This window comes from Undibacterium umbellatum (assembly GCF_014284125.1).
Lineage (GTDB): Bacteria > Pseudomonadota > Gammaproteobacteria > Burkholderiales > Burkholderiaceae_D > Undibacterium > Undibacterium umbellatum.
The window spans coordinates 370,667-386,828 of record NZ_JACOFX010000001.1; the positions used below are offsets into that span (position 1 = coordinate 370,667).

At 50.6% G+C, this 16,162-nt stretch carries 15 protein-coding genes; 10 read left to right on the plus strand and 5 right to left on the minus strand.

Going from position 1 to position 16,162, the window contains the following annotated elements; all coding sequences use genetic code 11:
* Window positions 1-1,452 (plus strand): DUF1501 domain-containing protein, encoded by a 1,452-nt coding sequence (locus tag H8L47_RS01785; protein ID WP_186951521.1) that lies wholly within the window; start codon window positions 1-3, stop codon window positions 1,450-1,452.
* 45 nt (window positions 1,453-1,497) lie between these two features.
* On the opposite strand, the gene H8L47_RS01790 is transcribed toward H8L47_RS01785, so the two are convergent.
* Window positions 1,498-2,418, minus strand: a complete 921-nt coding sequence (locus H8L47_RS01790) for a glutaminase (RefSeq protein WP_186951522.1) — start codon at window positions 2,416-2,418, stop codon at window positions 1,498-1,500.
* Between the two features lie 13 nt (window positions 2,419-2,431).
* Window positions 2,432-2,998 (minus strand): dCTP deaminase, encoded by a 567-nt coding sequence (gene dcd, locus H8L47_RS01795; RefSeq protein WP_186945400.1) that lies wholly within the window; start codon window positions 2,996-2,998, stop codon window positions 2,432-2,434.
* 278 nt (window positions 2,999-3,276) lie between these two features.
* Between dcd and H8L47_RS01800 the strand changes: the two genes are divergently transcribed.
* The 6 genes from H8L47_RS01800 to H8L47_RS01825 all read left to right on the plus strand — a co-directional run bounded on the left by H8L47_RS01800 (window position 3,277) and on the right by H8L47_RS01825 (window position 11,426).
* On the plus strand, window positions 3,277-5,613 hold the full coding sequence (locus H8L47_RS01800; RefSeq protein ID WP_186951523.1) for a YgiQ family radical SAM protein: 2,337 nt from the start codon (window positions 3,277-3,279) through the stop codon (window positions 5,611-5,613).
* A 155-nt stretch (window positions 5,614-5,768) separates the two neighbouring features.
* Entirely contained in the window at window positions 5,769-6,059 is a 291-nt protein-coding gene (locus tag H8L47_RS01805; protein ID WP_186951524.1) for a hypothetical protein, read from the plus strand.
* Between the two features lie 168 nt (window positions 6,060-6,227).
* Window positions 6,228-7,332 (plus strand): peptide chain release factor 2 gene (gene prfB / locus H8L47_RS01810; protein WP_186951525.1). Its coding sequence is split into 2 segments (ribosomal slippage): window positions 6,228-6,308 and window positions 6,310-7,332, totalling 1,104 coding nucleotides; the frame shifts between segments, so codons are not numbered across the junction.
* Between the two features lie 99 nt (window positions 7,333-7,431).
* Complete coding sequence (lysS, locus tag H8L47_RS01815; protein WP_186951526.1) at window positions 7,432-8,967, plus strand: lysine--tRNA ligase; 1,536 nt, start codon at window positions 7,432-7,434, stop codon at window positions 8,965-8,967.
* 84 nt (window positions 8,968-9,051) lie between these two features.
* A complete protein-coding gene (locus H8L47_RS01820) occupies window positions 9,052-10,839 on the plus strand; it encodes an ABC transporter ATP-binding protein (RefSeq protein WP_186951527.1) in 1,788 nt (595 codons plus the stop codon).
* Between the two features lie 113 nt (window positions 10,840-10,952).
* Window positions 10,953-11,426 carry a cupin domain-containing protein gene (locus tag H8L47_RS01825; RefSeq protein ID WP_186951528.1) on the plus strand — a complete coding sequence of 158 codons (474 nt, stop codon included), beginning with the start codon at window positions 10,953-10,955 and terminating at the stop codon, window positions 11,424-11,426.
* Between the two features lie 20 nt (window positions 11,427-11,446).
* Here the strand turns inward: H8L47_RS01825 and H8L47_RS01830 are convergent, their stop codons facing one another.
* From H8L47_RS01830 to H8L47_RS01840, 3 genes are all read right to left on the minus strand, one after another.
* A complete protein-coding gene (locus H8L47_RS01830; protein ID WP_186951529.1) occupies window positions 11,447-12,442 on the minus strand; it encodes an NAD(P)/FAD-dependent oxidoreductase in 996 nt (331 codons plus the stop codon).
* Between the two features lie 74 nt (window positions 12,443-12,516).
* Window positions 12,517-12,714: a hypothetical protein gene (locus tag H8L47_RS01835; RefSeq protein ID WP_186951530.1), complete on the minus strand. Its 198-nt coding sequence runs from the start codon at window positions 12,712-12,714 to the stop codon at window positions 12,517-12,519.
* A 71-nt stretch (window positions 12,715-12,785) separates the two neighbouring features.
* On the minus strand, window positions 12,786-13,235 hold the full coding sequence (locus tag H8L47_RS01840; protein ID WP_186951531.1) for a CBS domain-containing protein: 450 nt from the start codon (window positions 13,233-13,235) through the stop codon (window positions 12,786-12,788).
* A 177-nt stretch (window positions 13,236-13,412) separates the two neighbouring features.
* Between H8L47_RS01840 and H8L47_RS01845 the strand changes: the two genes are divergently transcribed.
* From H8L47_RS01845 to H8L47_RS01855, 3 genes are read left to right on the plus strand one after another with little or no spacing between them, the layout of a single operon-like run.
* Window positions 13,413-14,723, plus strand: coding sequence for an O-acetylhomoserine aminocarboxypropyltransferase (locus tag H8L47_RS01845; RefSeq protein ID WP_186951532.1), 1,311 nt, complete (start codon window positions 13,413-13,415; stop codon window positions 14,721-14,723).
* A 1-nt stretch (window position 14,724) separates the two neighbouring features.
* Window positions 14,725-15,531: an alpha/beta fold hydrolase gene (locus H8L47_RS01850; protein ID WP_186951533.1), complete on the plus strand. Its 807-nt coding sequence runs from the start codon at window positions 14,725-14,727 to the stop codon at window positions 15,529-15,531.
* 12 nt (window positions 15,532-15,543) lie between these two features.
* Window positions 15,544-16,161 (plus strand): LysE family translocator, encoded by a 618-nt coding sequence (locus tag H8L47_RS01855; RefSeq protein ID WP_230413577.1) that lies wholly within the window; start codon window positions 15,544-15,546, stop codon window positions 16,159-16,161.
* The last annotated feature ends 1 nt before the right edge of the window (window position 16,162 follow it).

Below are 16,162 nucleotides of genomic sequence, written 5' to 3' on the forward strand. Positions count from 1 at the left end.
ATGACTAAAGTGAATGCTTCACGCCGCGAGTTTTTGCGTGTTTCTACGGCACTTGGCGTAGCAGGTGCTGCGGGTAGTGCCAGTCTGCCATTTGCCATCAACCTGGCAACCATGGGGTCCGCTGCCGCACAAACTTCGCCAGGTGGATACAAGGCCCTGGTATGCCTTTTCCTGTATGGTGCCAACGACCATGCCAATACTGTATTGGCCACTGACAGCACGTCGTGGAATCAATACCTGACTGTGCGCACAACCAATGAGGCAGGCTCGATTGCCCTGCCTGCGACCAGTAGTAATGGCGGCGTTTTACCCATCAACCCAACCACATCCCAGGCAGGCCGCAGCTTTGCACTACACCCGCAACTGGGGCCGTTAAAGACGCTGTTTGAGAATGGCCGCGCAGCCATACTCAGCAATGTCGGCCCCTTGATCGTACCCACTACTCTGGCACAATATAAGGCAGCCAGCGTGCCCCTACCTCCCAAGCTATTTTCCCATAATGACCAGCAATCATTGTGGCAAGCCTATGCACCAGAAGGTGCGGCTTATGGTTGGGGCGGTCGCATGGGTGACATGCTGGCCTCCAGTAATGCTTACCCTGTGTTTACGGCGATCTCGGCTTCTGGCAATGCAGTTTTTCTCTCCGGCCGTACTGTCAATCAATATCAGGTCAGTGCATCGGGTGCAGTCCCCATAGGTGGTCTGACAGGCAGCCTGTTTGGATCAAGCACAGCTGGCAACCCCTTGAAGAACATTATTGCATCGGACACCGCCAACCTGTTCCAGAAAGAACATGCGGCGGTCACCAATCGGTCCATCAATGCACAAAGCTTGCTCAGCCCTGCGATGGCACCGGCTGGTGCTACTGGAGTTCCAAATCCTGCGCAGTATACCAATCCAAACAATGGCAATCTTGCCAACAATGCTTTGGCCGCACAATTGCAGACTGTCGCCAGGATTATTGCTGGACGCAGCGCCCTTGGCGCACAAAGACAAGTGTTTTTTGTCAGTTTGAGTGGATTCGATACCCATGATGCCCAGCGTACTGCGCATGCCGACCTGATGGCCAGACTGGCGCATGCTATCAGTTACTTTGACGGTGTCATGGGTAACTTGCAGGGCACTGATATGCGTAAGCAAGTAACCCTATTCACCGCTTCGGATTTTGGCAGGACCTTTACCAGCAATGGCGATGGCACGGATCACGGCTGGGGATCTCATCACTTTATCGTCGGTGGCGCAGTAAAAGGCAATAATATGTATGGCGAATTCCCGGTCACGGGACTCAAACATAGCCTGGATGTAGGTTCAGGTAGCTTGCTGCCACAGATTTCTGTTGATCAGTACGGCGCTACACTGGCGAACTGGTTTGGACTCAGCACAAGCCAGATCAATGACATTTTTCCGAATATCGTGAATTTTTCAAACCGCAATCTGGGATTTATGGCCTAGTTGATACTTGCCACTACACGCTAAAAATGCGTGCAGTGGCCCTCATCAAAATATGGATCTGGCTGTCAGGGTCGTGAAGCGCTCCAGCGCATAAGTGCCCGCCAGCGAGTTACCTGTTGCATCCAGCCCCGGTGACCAGACAGCCACGGCCAGCTCCCCCGGCACCAGTGCCAAAATCCCACCACCAACACCACTCTTGGCTGGCAAACCTACGCGATAAGCAAAATCACCTGCCGCATCATAAGTGCCGCAAGTCAGCATCAGTGCATTCAGACGCTTGGATGAACTGGCATCAAGGATTTGTTGTCCACTCCAGGGTACGCTGCCATGATTGGCAAGAAAGCTGCCAGCCATGGCTAATTCCGTACAAGTCATGGTCAGCGAGCATTGACGGCAATAACTGTCGATGACAGTTTTGACAGGATTATGCAGATTGCCAAAATCCTTCATCAAATGCGCGATCGCGTAATTGCGATGCGCTGTCTGGCGTTCAGACTGGGCAACTGCAATATCAAAATCGATGGAAGGCTCACCGGAAATTATCCTGGCAAACTGTTGAACCGCAATATCCGACTGTACAAAGCGGGCCGACAAGATATCGGCGATGACCAGTGCACCTGCATTGATAAATGGGTTACGCGGCTTACCACGTTCATACTCAAGTTGTACCAGCGAGTTGAAGGGATTGCCGGAAGGCTCACGCCCTACCCGCTCCCAAATCGCATCGCCTTCACGAGAAAATGCCAGCGCCAGCGCAAACAGTTTGGTCACACTTTGCAGAGAAAACTTTTGCTGGCTGTCACCTATTTTGTAGGCACTACCATCCAGGCAATACACAGCCATGCCAAAATGCTGGGCCGACACTTTCGATAACTCAGGAATATAGGAAGCTACTTTTCCCTGAGGCAACAAAGGCTGGACTTCAGCATAAATTGTCTGAAGTATGGCTGCGTAGTCCGGTTGCATCAATTTATTAAATTCAGGTTTTCGGCAAAGTTACGCCAACTTGTCCCTGATATTTGCCGCCACGGTCCTTGTAGGATGTTTCGCAGACTTCATCACTCTCGAAGAACAAGACCTGTGCACAACCTTCACCTGCATAAATCTTGGCTGGCAATGGCGTAGTGTTTGAAAACTCCAGCGTCACATAACCTTCCCATTCAGGTTCAAACGGTGTGACATTGACGATGATGCCACAACGCGCATAGGTAGATTTACCCAGGCATATTGTCAATACGCTACGTGGAATACGGAAATACTCCATCGTCCGTGCCAACGCAAATGAATTAGGCGGGATGATGCAAACATCACCCTTGAAATCGACAAAGGATTTTTCATCGAAATTTTTTGGGTCAACAATAGTGCTATTGATATTCGTAAAAATCTTGAATTCGTCGGCACAGCGTATATCGTAACCATATGAGGACGTGCCATAGCTGACGATGCGATTGCCATCACGTTCACGCACCTGGCCAGGTTCAAACGGCTCTATCATGCCGGTTTGTTCTGCCATGCGGCGTATCCACTTGTCTGATTTGATACTCATGTGCTTCTCCTGCCAAATTAATATTGGCGCGATTTTACGCGAAAACAGCTATATCTAATATGGAATTAGCTCTTGAAAGAGCAAACTAATTTGAGGAAATTTCTACCTGACAGTTCTCATACCAGGCATCAGGCACTTTACGACCTTGTCAGGCTCGTCATCTGAACATAGCAATTAGCCAACAAAAAGCCCTATCAATTTCATGCAAGCTTTTGATTTTCCAGAAGAATTTCCTTATCGCCACGCAAAACCAGCAGCTTTCCGGTACAATTCCGCCAATGAACGCTCAGCCTAAAAATCTATTCTCTTTCCCTCGTTTTCGCCCCGAAGTTGGCGGAAAAAATACCGCACCTTTTTTACCCATGTCACGCGCCGAAATGGATGCACTGGGTTGGGATAGTTGCGACGTTATCCTTGTCACCGGCGATGCCTATATTGACCATCCCAGTTTTGGCATGGCTCTGATAGGCCGCCTGCTGGAACATCATGGTTTTCGTGTAGGCATTATTAGCCAGCCTGACTGGCAATCTGCTGACGCTTTCCGTGCACTGGGTAAGCCGAATCTGTATTTTGGTGTTACTGCTGGCAATATGGATTCCATGGTGAATCGTTACACCGCCGACCGCAAGATACGTTCTGAAGATGCCTATACGCCGGATGGCGACCGCACCAAGCGCCCGGATCGTGCGCTGGTGGTGTACGCCCAGCGTGCCCGTGAAGCTTACCCTGATGCCAACATAGTCGCTGGCAGCATCGAAGCCAGTCTGCGCCGTATTGCCCATTATGATTACTGGTCTGACAAAGTAAGGCGTTCCGTCTTGCCAGATTCAAAAGCCGACATTCTGTTGTTTGGCAATGCCGAACGCGCCCTCATTGATCTGACACACCGCCTGGCGAATGGCGAAGCAATCAAGGATATCCGTGATTTGCGCGGCACCGCCTTCATGACACCACGTGGCTGGCTGCCAGATGAAGAGTGGACAGAAATTAACTCTGTCAAAATTGATACGCCCGGCAAAATCGAGACGCATACTGATCCGTATGCGATGATTCCCGAGAAAGAGGCGAAATGCGCCACGGGCGATGCGCCTGCTACCACCACCTCTGCGGAAGCCAAGCCTGAAGCCAAAGTCGAAACCAAGGCTGACGTCGTGCAACTACAAGCCATACGCATCATGAGCCGCGAAGAACGCCAGCTCATGCTGCGCAATAAGCAACATAAATCCGTGATACGCCTGCCATCCTTTGATGAAGTCAAGGGAGATGCCGTCTTGTATGCCCATGCCTCACGCGTATTCCATCTGGAAGCCAACCCCGGCAATGCCAAGGCACTGGTACAAGGCCACGGTGACCGTGATGTCTGGCTGAACCCGCCACCTTTGCCGCTGGCCATGGATGAAATGGATGGCGTTTATGACCGCGCCTATGCCCGTGCTCCCCATCCTGCCTATGGCAAGGCCCGCATACCAGCCTGGGAAATGATACGTTTCTCAGTCAACATCATGCGCGGCTGCTTTGGCGGCTGTACTTTCTGCTCGATTACCGAACATGAAGGCCGCATCATACAAAGCCGCTCTGAGCCATCGATTTTGCGCGAGATAGAAGAAATCCGCGACAAGGTCAAAGGCTTTACCGGCACTATCTCTGATCTTGGCGGCCCAACGGCGAATATGTATCGCCTTGCCTGCAAGGACAAGAAGATAGAAGAATCCTGCCGTCGACTTTCCTGTGTCTACCCTAGCATTTGCTCCAACCTGGGCACTGATCACAGCAAGCTGATTTCGATCTACCGCAAGGCGCGCGCCCTTCCCGGCATAAAGAAAGTGTTGGTCAGCTCCGGCCTGCGCTATGACCTGGCGGTGCGCTCACCAGAATATGTAAAAGAGCTGGTGACCCACCACGTCGGCGGCCTGCTGAAGATCGCGCCTGAGCATACAGAAGCTGACACTTTGTCGAAAATGATGAAGCCAGGCATAGGCAGCTATGATGAGTTCAAGGCCATGTTCCAGAAGTATTCGAAAGAAGCTGGCAAAGAACAATACCTGATCCCTTACTTTATCGCCGCCCACCCGGGCTCTACCGATGAGGACATGGTGAATCTGGCAGTCTGGCTCAAGAAAAATGATTTCAAGCTCGATCAGGTGCAAACATTCATGCCTACGCCTATGGCACTGGCAACCACCATGTACCATACCCGCAAGAATCCGCTCAAGAAAGTCACTGCCGATTCTGAAGTAGTGGAAACGGCTCGCTCAGGCAAGATACGCAAGCTACACAAAGCACTGTTGCGCTATCACGCTCCTGAAAACTGGGAAATCATCCATGAAGCCCTGGTGCGAATGGGCAGGCGCGACTTGATAGGTAGCGGCCCGAGGCATCTGATACCACTGCGCCAGCCACATATTCCCATCACCATAGATGAAAGTGGTGTTGCCAATGGCAAACGGGTAGCTGCACCAAAAATTGATACATTTGGCAAAAAGTCTTATGCGCGCGCTGCAGCAAATGCAAAAACGACACCAGGTAAAGCCCCTGCCACCAGTTCAACAAGACCTGGCCTGGCATACAAGTCAGCAAAGCCTAAAACTGCGGCAAACAAGACTGGCAGACGCTAATAAGTAAGGGCAATCTGATAATAGAATGAAAGCTGCACTGGTCTGCGCCGATCAGCGCAGCTTTTTTTTCATTCGTCTCTTTTCATGTCTCTCCACTGATGTAGAATCAAATCATCACTTGCCACCAAGTCCGACTCACAAAACAGGGAGGAAGTATGAAACACATGAAAACAGTACTGATACTTGAGCATACCGAAGAGGTTTTCGACAAGCTCACCTGTGATGTTTGTGGTGCGGAATCAAAGTGGGATGAAAACTGGGCAAGCAAAGAACACGAAAAATCCATCACCACCCTGCAACTTGAAGAGGAAGAGTCTTTCCCCCATGGTGGCCAGTCAACACAGATTCAATATCATATCTGCCCATCCTGCTTCAAAACCCATTTGGCAAAGTGGATGGAAAGCCACAGAGATTCAAAACCTACCATCACCAACTCTGTCTGGTAACTAGGTCCGTGCTGAACTGATCTCGGTGTTTGACATGCAATCAATAAGCCCTGGCAAATCTGTCGGGGTTTCGTCTCATTTGAGTATGTCCATGTGAGCAATTTACATCAAGCGCACCGCACCAAGGTATAATGCAAGGTTTGATTGCATTAGAAAAGTATACCTATCATGGAAGCTGAACGCCTCAATAGCCTGTCCGCCCTGCTTGCCGACCTGACCGTCCGCGAAGCCGAACTCCGGAGGTATCTTTGACTTCGATATCAAGTCAGAGAAACTGGAACAAGTCAACGCCGAGCTGGAAGACCCTGCCGTCTGGAATGATCCCAAACGCGCCCAGGAGCTAGGCAAAGAAAAAAAATCCCTGGAAAACGTCGTCAACACGCTGGTCAAAGCGGATAGCGGCCTGCGCGATGCGAATGACCTGTTCGCCATGGCACGCGAAGAAAACGACGACGATACCCTTGAAGCCATAGAAGTTGATGCCCAGAGCCTGCGTGAACTGGTTGAAGGCATGGAATTCCGCCGCATGTTCAACAACCCCATGGACCCGAACAACTGCTTTATCGATATCCAGGCTGGTGCCGGTGGCACTGAAGCACAGGATTGGGCATCCATGCTGTTGCGTCAATATTTGCGTTATTGCGAACGCAAGGGTTTCAAAGTCGAAATCATGGAACAGTCTGACGGCGACATCGCTGGTATCAAGACCGCTACTTTGAAAGTCGAAGGCGAATACGCCTATGGCTTTTTGCGCACGGAAACCGGTGTGCACCGCCTGGTACGCAAGTCTCCATTTGACTCCAACAATGGTCGCCATACTTCCTTCTCCAGCCTGTTTGTTTATCCTGAAGTGGATGACTCGTTTGAGATCGACATCAATCCCGCAGATGTGCGTACCGATACTTACCGCGCCTCTGGTGCCGGTGGTCAGCATATTAATAAAACCGATTCCGCTGTCCGTTTGACGCATGGCCCTTCCGGTATTGTTGTTCAATGCCAGAATGACCGCAGCCAGCACAGAAACCGTGCTGAAGCCTGGGAAATGCTGAAGGCAAAACTGTTTGAGCTTGAACTGCGCAAGCGCATGAGTGAAAAACAGAATCTGGAAGATTCCAAGACCGATGTAGGCTGGGGTCATCAGATCCGCTCTTATGTACTGGATCAATCACGCATTAAGGATTTACGCACGAATTTTGAATCTGGCAACACCAAGGCAATCTTGGATGGTGACCTGGATGAATTCATTGCGGCATCCTTAAAGCAAGGCGTTTAACACACTACATATATTGCGTACGTGCGCAGGCAATCGCCTGCGCAGCCTTAAAGAATCAAAACCCGCAGGCCAGATGCCTGCCCTCCCTTAGGGAAAATTATGTCTGATATCAATAACACGACAGCAAGTGAATTGCCTGTTGATGAAAATTCCATCATCGCCGAACGTCGCGCCAAACTGGACGCTATCCGCGCCAAAGGCGTAGCCTTCCCGAATGATTTCCGCCCACAACACAAGGCAGCGGAACTAGCCGACAAATACGGTGCAATGAGTCGTGAAGAACTGGAAGCACTGAATGTTGAAGTCAGTGTCGCTGGTCGCATGATGTTGAAACGTGAAGCTGGGAAAAAAGCAGCATTCGCAACACTGCAAGACGCTTCTGGCATCAAGGCTGATGGCCGCATACAGTTGTATGTCACCACTGACAAAACCGGCGAAGCTGAAATGGAAGCCTTCCGTCACTATGATCTGGGCGACATCCTGGGTATAGAAGGCGTGCTATTCAAAACAAAAACTGATGAATTGACTGTCAAGGTCACGACCTTGCGCATGCTGACCAAGTCCCTGCGTCCTTTGCCTGACAAATTCCATGGCCTGGCCAATCAGGAAACCAAATACCGTCAGCGTTATGTCGACCTCATCATGAGCGAAGACACGCGCCGCACTTTCAAGGCGCGTACCGCAGCCATGAACTCTATTCGCACATTCATGAACAGCAATGATTTCATGGAAGTGGAAACACCAATGCTGCACGTGATACCTGGCGGCGCTGCTGCCAAGCCTTTCATCACGCATCACAATGCGCTGGACATGCAGATGTATCTGCGTATTGCGCCTGAGCTGTATCTGAAGCGTCTGGTGGTCGGTGGTTTTGACCGCGTGTTTGAAGTTAACCGCAACTTCCGCAATGAAGGTGTGTCACCACGCCATAATCCAGAATTCACGATGATGGAATTCTATGCAGCCTATGTCGATTACAAATGGCTCATGGACTTTACCGAGCAAGTCATCCGCAAAGCTGCTGAAGATGCGCACGGCACCGCAGTATTGACCTATCAGGGCCGTGAACTGGATTTGAGCAAACCCTTCCAGCGCCTGACCATTGTTGGAGCTATCAATAAATATGCACCGGGCTATACCAACGAACAATTGCATGACGCTGACTTCATCAAGGCAGAACTGCTGAAATTTGGTGTCAAACCTTTTGCCACAGCCGGTCTGGGCGCATTGCAACTGGCGCTGTTTGAAGAAACCGCAGAAGCACAATTGTGGGACCCGACCTATATCATCGATTACCCGGTTGAAGTCTCGCCACTGGCACGTGCATCTGATACGGTTGCAGGCATTACCGAGCGTTTCGAGCTATTCATGACAGGCCGTGAAATTGCCAATGGCTTCTCTGAATTGAATGATGCAGAAGACCAGGCGGCACGCTTCCAGGCGCAGGTTGCGGCAAAAGATGCTGGCGATGAAGAAGCCATGTACTACGACGCTGATTACATCCGCGCCCTGGAATATGGCCTGCCACCAACTGGCGGTTGCGGTATTGGTATAGACCGTTTGATGATGTTGATTACTGATTCACCTAACATCCGTGACGTAATCCTCTTCCCGCATTTGCGCCGTGAAGATTAATAATTGACATAGTCAAGCATAAATGAAGAAGGGACTGTAAAATTTGCAGTCCCTTTTGTTTTCTGCAATCGAGTAAATCCTGCCATGCCACCAGTCCATCCCCTTAAAAAACTATTTCAGTATGCCAAAGCTTATCGCAGTGACTTTCGTCTGGCGACCATTTATTCGATATTAAATAAATCCTTTGATGTACTACCTGAGGTCTTGATTGGTGTCGCGGTAGATATCGTCATCAATGGCGACAAGAGTTTTTTGGCCAAGCGGGTATTGGGTGGTTTTGGCATTACCGACACCTGGCATCAACTGATGTTCCTCGGTGCAGTGAATGCCCTGATCTGGGCTGGTGAATCCTGGTTTGAATATCTGCTGTCCATCAAGTGGCGAAAACTGGCACAAAACCTGCAGCATGATTTGCGTCTGGACACGTATGATCATGTGCAAAAACTCGAGATGGCTTATTTTGAAAACCAGCGCACTGGCAACCTGATGTCCATCCTCAATGAAGATATCAACCAGATGGAACGTTTCCTCAATGGCGGCGCAAACCAGATCATCCAGGTTATCTGTTCCTCCATCATGGTCAGCGCAGTGTTTTTCACTTTGCAACCATCTCTTGCCGTTATCTCTCTATTGCCAGTACCGCTGATACTGATAGGTGCATTCTGGTTTCAAAAACGCCTGGCACCACGCTATTCTGAAGTGCGCGAAGCTGCCGGCGACGTCAGCGCCCGCTTGAATAATAATTTGCTGGGCCTGGCGACAATCAAAGCCTTTGCCACAGAAAGCTTTGAAAAAAATCATATCGCCGAAGCCAGTAATGCCTATCGTCAGGCGAATAGCAGTGCCATTGCTATCAGCGCCGCCATCACACCGGTAATTCGCATGGCGATTCTGGCAGGCTTTACTGCTACCCTGGTCTACGGCGGCTGGCTGACTTTGCAAGGCGAACTGGCAGTCGGCGCTTATTCAGTACTGGTGTACCTGACGCAACGCCTGCTATGGCCTATGACAGGCTTGGCTGACGTGGCTGATATGTATCAGCGTTCAATGTCGGCCATAGACCGCGCCATGGGCTTGCTGGATACCAAAATCAATATCCCCTACGAAGGCAAACATGTCGCACCAGCACAAATCAAGGGGGACTTACAGTTTGACAAAGTCGATTTCGCTTATGGCAATCAAAAAACTTTGCAGCAAATCAGCCTACACATCCCCGCTGGCAAGACTATCGCCTTTGTCGGCTCTACCGGCTCAGGCAAATCAACGCTGGTGAAATTACTCTTGCGTTTTTATTCTGCACAAGCTGGAAAAATTACACTCGATGGCACAGAGATCAATGAGATCAACTTGCAAGACTTACGTCGCTGCATAGGTTATGTTGCACAAGACAGTTTCCTGACCGATGGCACGATAGCCGAGAATATCGCGTATGGCATGCAGGATGTTAATGATGCCGCCATCAGGGATGCAGCGCAGGCAGCCGAAGCAATGGAGTTCATTTCCAAACTGCCGCTAGGCTTTGCCACCCGTATTGGTGAACGTGGCCAAAAATTATCGGGCGGCCAGCGCCAGCGCCTGGCACTGGCTCGCGCCATTCTCAAAAATCCACCCATACTGATACTCGATGAAGCCACCAGTGCCGTCGACAATGAAACCGAAGCAGCGATACAACGCAGCCTGGATGTTGTCAGCCGCAACCGCACCACCATCGTCATTGCTCATCGTTTATCCACGGTACGTCAGGCAGATTGCATACACTTGCTGGAAGCTGGAGAGATCATGGAAAGTGGCACGCATGACGAATTGCTGGCACTGGATGCTGGCTATGCTGCCTTATGGCGCTTGCAAACTGGTGAGCGCACTCATGGATAATGAAAGTTAGCTCTGTAATTACAGAAATACCAAGTTTGCAGCTGCGATTTAACCTTGTTTTTCATACTCGATTAACGCGCGGTGTTATGCTTATAGCAAGGAGGGTGTAAAGCATGAAAAAAACATTGGCGATAGGCGCAACTACAGTTTTGCTTACCATGCTGGGGGCAACCTTCTACCATGCTATCGCCTATGTCACGCAGGCACAGCCCGCAAGCACAAGCGCTGTTAATTTACCGGTCAAACCCTTTGAGGTTGATCCCTCCTGGATCAAGGAAGGCAAGCCGAATTTTCGTGCCGCTGAATTTTTCAAGTCATATGATGGCGAGACCAGTTCGGGCATCTTTGAGTGCGATGGCCCATCTACCTTTGAATGGCATTACCAGCTTGATGAAAGTATCTATGTGCTTGAGGGCGGCGTGGATATTGATTATGAAGGCAAAAAGTTTTCCCTGAAACAGGGTGATACCGTACTTTTCCGCGCAGGCACGAAAGCACTCTGGCACGTACCCAAAGGCATACGCAAGAGCTGGACCCTGCATGATGCTGGCAAACCCGCACGCGGGCTTGCCAGTTTGCTCAAATAAAGTCAGCAACAAGCTGGCGATCAATCAGGAATTGCCTTTGCCAGTGCAAGTGCGCTAAGAAAAGCATTTTCCACCTTGCCTGCACCTTCAAGACCAGCGGCAAACCAGTCTCCACAGACACCTATTCCCTGCTTGCCATTCCACAAGAAATCAGAATCCGCTGGCTTTACGGCCTCAGCATAGCGCCAGCGATGTACAACGGCATGAATAGGTTGTATCCATGAGCCTGTGGCTTCGTGGAAGGCCTTGGTCAATTTTTCTTTCACCCTCTCATCGTCATCTTCAAGATGCTCGATACTCCATGCCTGTGTTGCGTGGCAAACCCAGCGCTCGCCAGCCCTGTGCAAGGGTTTGGCATCATCATGTGCTATCCAGCCAAGACGGGAATTATTGATCCAGGCACCGTCATAAGGCAGGTCCAGCGAAGTCTGGAACCCCAGCATCAACGTCCAGCAGGGTGCCAGGCGTGCCTGCTTTGCTTGTTTGGCCAGGGCTGGCGTGACACTCAGCAGGGGTTCTGCCTGATCGGCCGTAACCGCCAGTATCACCGCATCAAAAGGCCCGGCAGTTGCAGCAATCGGTACCGTAGCTGAACGGATGGACAGCAGCCACTGCTTGCCATGCTCTTCGAGAGCAGTTACATGCTGCTCTGCGCGCACATCCAGGCCATGCGCCAGTTGTTTACCAAGGGAACTCATGCCGGGTACTGCGATATAACGTGTGCCACTACGTCCTGCTGGTTTACTGCTACCAGCTTCCAACGTTGCCAGCTTGGCTGTCCAGGGAACGACCCAGCCAAACTTCTTCCAGTCTGCAATTTCTTTTTTAAAGCGATCAGAGCTGGCGGTGAAATATTGCGCGCCATGATCAAAACCACCCAGTTCCGTGTGTCTGGTACTCATGCGGCCACTGACGCCCATGCTTTTCTCATACACAGTGACATGATGACCTTGCGCCTGCAATTGACGCGCAACTGTCAAACCTGCTAATCCGGCACCAACAACAGCGATTTGCATATTATTTTCCTTATCTAGCGTCCAAACAGACAATAAAAAACGCCCGCTATACAAGCTTGCGGGCGTCAATTGGTTTAGTGCATATTGATATCTACTTTAGGTACAGCGTTCTCGCGACCATGCAGGCTGGCGCGACGTGCAGTGCAGTCAGGAATACTACCCCGGACAAGGCGCAGTATCCTGCAAACTCTGGAATCCAGTTCGCGCGGCATAACTTTTATACGGCGGGAGCCGTACAAGCCTGACTTTGCTACGCAGCTATCTGGTTTCATTCACTATCCTGGAATAGAGATCAACATGCTGTATTTAATACATTACTTCAAACATCGCGGTCACTGGGTGATCACTGCTCGTTTTCTTCAACCGGCCAATCGCGGATATAAGCTTTCAACATCTTGTTTTCAAAGCTTTGCGCTTCCAGTACGGCCCTGGCTACGTCATAGAACGAAATTACGCCCAGCAGGGTTTTTGCATCCATGACAGGCAGGTAACGCGAATGTTTTTCCAGCATCATGCGGCGCACTTCATTGACTTCGGTTTCCGGTGTCACAGTCAGGGGATGGTCATCCATGTATTTACGGACTGTGCCAGCACCAAGTGAACCCTGGTTTTTATGAATCGCACGTATGACTTCACGGAAAGTCAGTATACCAACCAGATCACCGTACTCCATCACGACCAGAGAGCCGATATCTTTCTCCTCCATGACGCTGACAGCTTCGGTAATTGGGATATCAGGTGTGATCGTGAAAAGGATATTACCCTTCACTTGAAGTATCTCTGAGACTTTCATGATGCCCCTCCTCTTATACATTTATATGGACCTTATTTGCAATGTATCGCAAGCCTTGCAAAAAATCCAGCATGTAAAATATTTTATTAATGAATTCACCCGCATTTTGCCTGTCTTTTGCACCTTCAGCATCAGCGATGGTAGCATTGCTGCCTCACAATATGGAGACTCTCACACATGAGCGGCCCTAAATACCACGGCTTTGATACCCTGTCCCTGCATGCGGGCGCAGCCCCTGACCCCGCTACAGGCGCACGTGCTACCCCAATTTACCTGACATCCTCTTTTGTGTTCAAGGATTCAGATCATGCAGCTTCGCTCTTCAATATGGAAAGAGCCGGCCACGTCTATTCACGTATCTCCAACCCCACCAATGCTGTACTAGAAGAAAGAATTGCGGCACTTGAAGGTGGCGTCGCTGGGATCGCCGTTGCCAGCGGGCAAGCTGCCATGCATCTGGGCCTCACAACAATAGCTGGAGCTGGTTCCCACGTAGTTGCTTCGCGTGCCTTGTACGGCGGCTCGCAAAATCTGCTGGCTTTTACGATGAAGCGTTTTGGCATAGAGACGACCTTTGTTGATCCACGTGACCTGGATGCATGGCGTGCCGCCATACGCCCGAATACGAAAGTCTTGTTTGCAGAAACACTTGGTAATCCCGGCCTTGATGTGTTGAACATCCCGGCAGTTGGTGAAATTGCGCATGAGCATCACTTGCCGCTCATGTTGGACTCCACCTTCACAACACCCTATCTGCTGAAACCATTTGATCATGGTGCCGATCTGGTTTTCCACTCAGCTACAAAGTTCCTGTGCGGCCATGGCACAGCCATAGGCGGCTTGCTGGTCGATGGCGGCACTTTTGACTGGCAGGCAGCCTATGAAAAGACCGGGCACTTTGCCGAACTCTGTGAGCCTTATGACGGTTTCCATGGCATGGTATTCAGTGAAGAGTCAACCGTTGCCGCTTTTTCACTCAGGGCACGCAGGGAAGGTTTGCGGGACTTCGGTGCCTGCATGAGCCCGCACAATGCCTTCACCATCTTGCAAGGCATAGAAACCCTGGGCATGCGCATGGACAGGCATGTAGCAAACACCCGTAAAGTTGTCGAATTTCTGGTTTCACATCCGGCAGTAGATTCTGTCTCTTACCCCGAACTGGAAAATCACCCAGATTATGAACTGGCAAAGACTTTGCTGCCCAAAGGTTGCGGTGCAGTATTTTCATTCAACATCAAGGGCAACCGCACTGCGGGACAGCGCTTTATTGAATCACTGAATATTTTCTCGCACCTGGCCAATGTCGGCGATGCCAAGTCTCTGGCAATACATCCTGCCTCAACCACGCACTTCCGCGTGCCGGCAGAGCAATTGCTGGCATCTGGCATTACCGAGGGAACCATGCGTCTATCGATAGGATTGGAAAATGTCGAAGATCTGATCGAAGACCTGTCACGTGGCCTCAAAGCCGCACAGAAGGGAGCCTGAGATGTTATTTGAAGTCAATGGCCATGCAGCCTATTGCTATACCGGTGGCAAGGCTTACAACCCTGTCCTACCTACGCTGGTTTTCATCCATGGGGCGCAAAACGATCACTCGGTCTGGGGTTTGCAGACCCGCTATCTGGCACATCACGGTTTTAATGTATTTGCGGTCGATTTGCCCGGCCATGGCCGCAGCAAAGGCCAGGCGCTGACCAGCGTAGAGCAAATGGCAGACTGGCTGCTTGCTTTGCTGGATATCGCAGGCATAGCGCAAGCCACGCTGATCGGGCATAGCATGGGTTCATTGATCGCACTAGAGACTTGCTTCAAAGCCAGCACACGCATCAACAAACTTATAATGGTTGGTACTGCCTACCCCATGAAAGTATCAGATACCTTGCTCAATGCCGCCAGAGATGACGAACAGACAGCAATTGATATGGTGAATATCTGGTCGCACACCTCCATTGCGCACAAGCCATCCTGCCCTGGCCCTGGATTTTACGTGATGGGTGTCAGCCAGCGCCTGATGCAGCGCATTTCTGCCATCAATCCAGATAAGGTTTTTTACACGGACTTTGCTGCTTGCAACGCCTATGCAAATGGCGAAGCAGCCGCGCAATCAGTAACCTGCCCCAGCCTTTTCATACTCGGCAAAAAAGACATGATGACGCCCGCAAAGGCCAGCCTGACTTTGAGCAAAGTCATCCCAAATAGCCAGCAGAAGGTCATAGACAATTGCGGCCATTCATTGATGTCTGAACAGGCGAACCAGGTTCTGGCGGCTATCCATAATTTTGTGAAGAGCTAAGCAGTGATAGCGATGAATCTGGAAAGCTGGGTCTTGTTCACTGCTACAGAAGCAGCTCTGTCCTTATCCCCGGGCCCTGCTGTCATGATGGTGGTTGCCTATGGCATAGCCAGGGGATGGCGCACCTCGCTGTTTGTCACGCTTGGCATATTGACGGGCAATGCCATTTATTTTGCAGTGTCGGCGACAGGCATAGGCTCGCTGATACTGGCCTCACCTAAAGTATTCTTGGCGATTAAATACATGGGTGCGACTTATCTGGTTTATCTTGGTTTATCGGCCATCTTTGGTAAACCATCACCACTGACGATATCCAAACTGGATGGCGTAGCACTCAGTGGCAGGAAGATATTCAGCAGCGCACTGATGCTGCAACTGATGAATCCCAAAACCCTGTTGATGTTTGTGGCAATATTGCCGCAATTCATCGACCCCAAGGAGCCGATAGGTCTGCAGATGCTGATCCTTGCAGCCTGCTCCATCATCCCAGAATTTTTCATTTTACTGGGTTATGGCATGCTGGCCAGCAAAGCCAGTCACTGGGCAACCCAGGAGAGGTATGCGGTGATTACAGAAAGAGTAGCCGGCACACTGGTAACAGGTGCCGGCATTATGGTTGCATTGGTTTAAC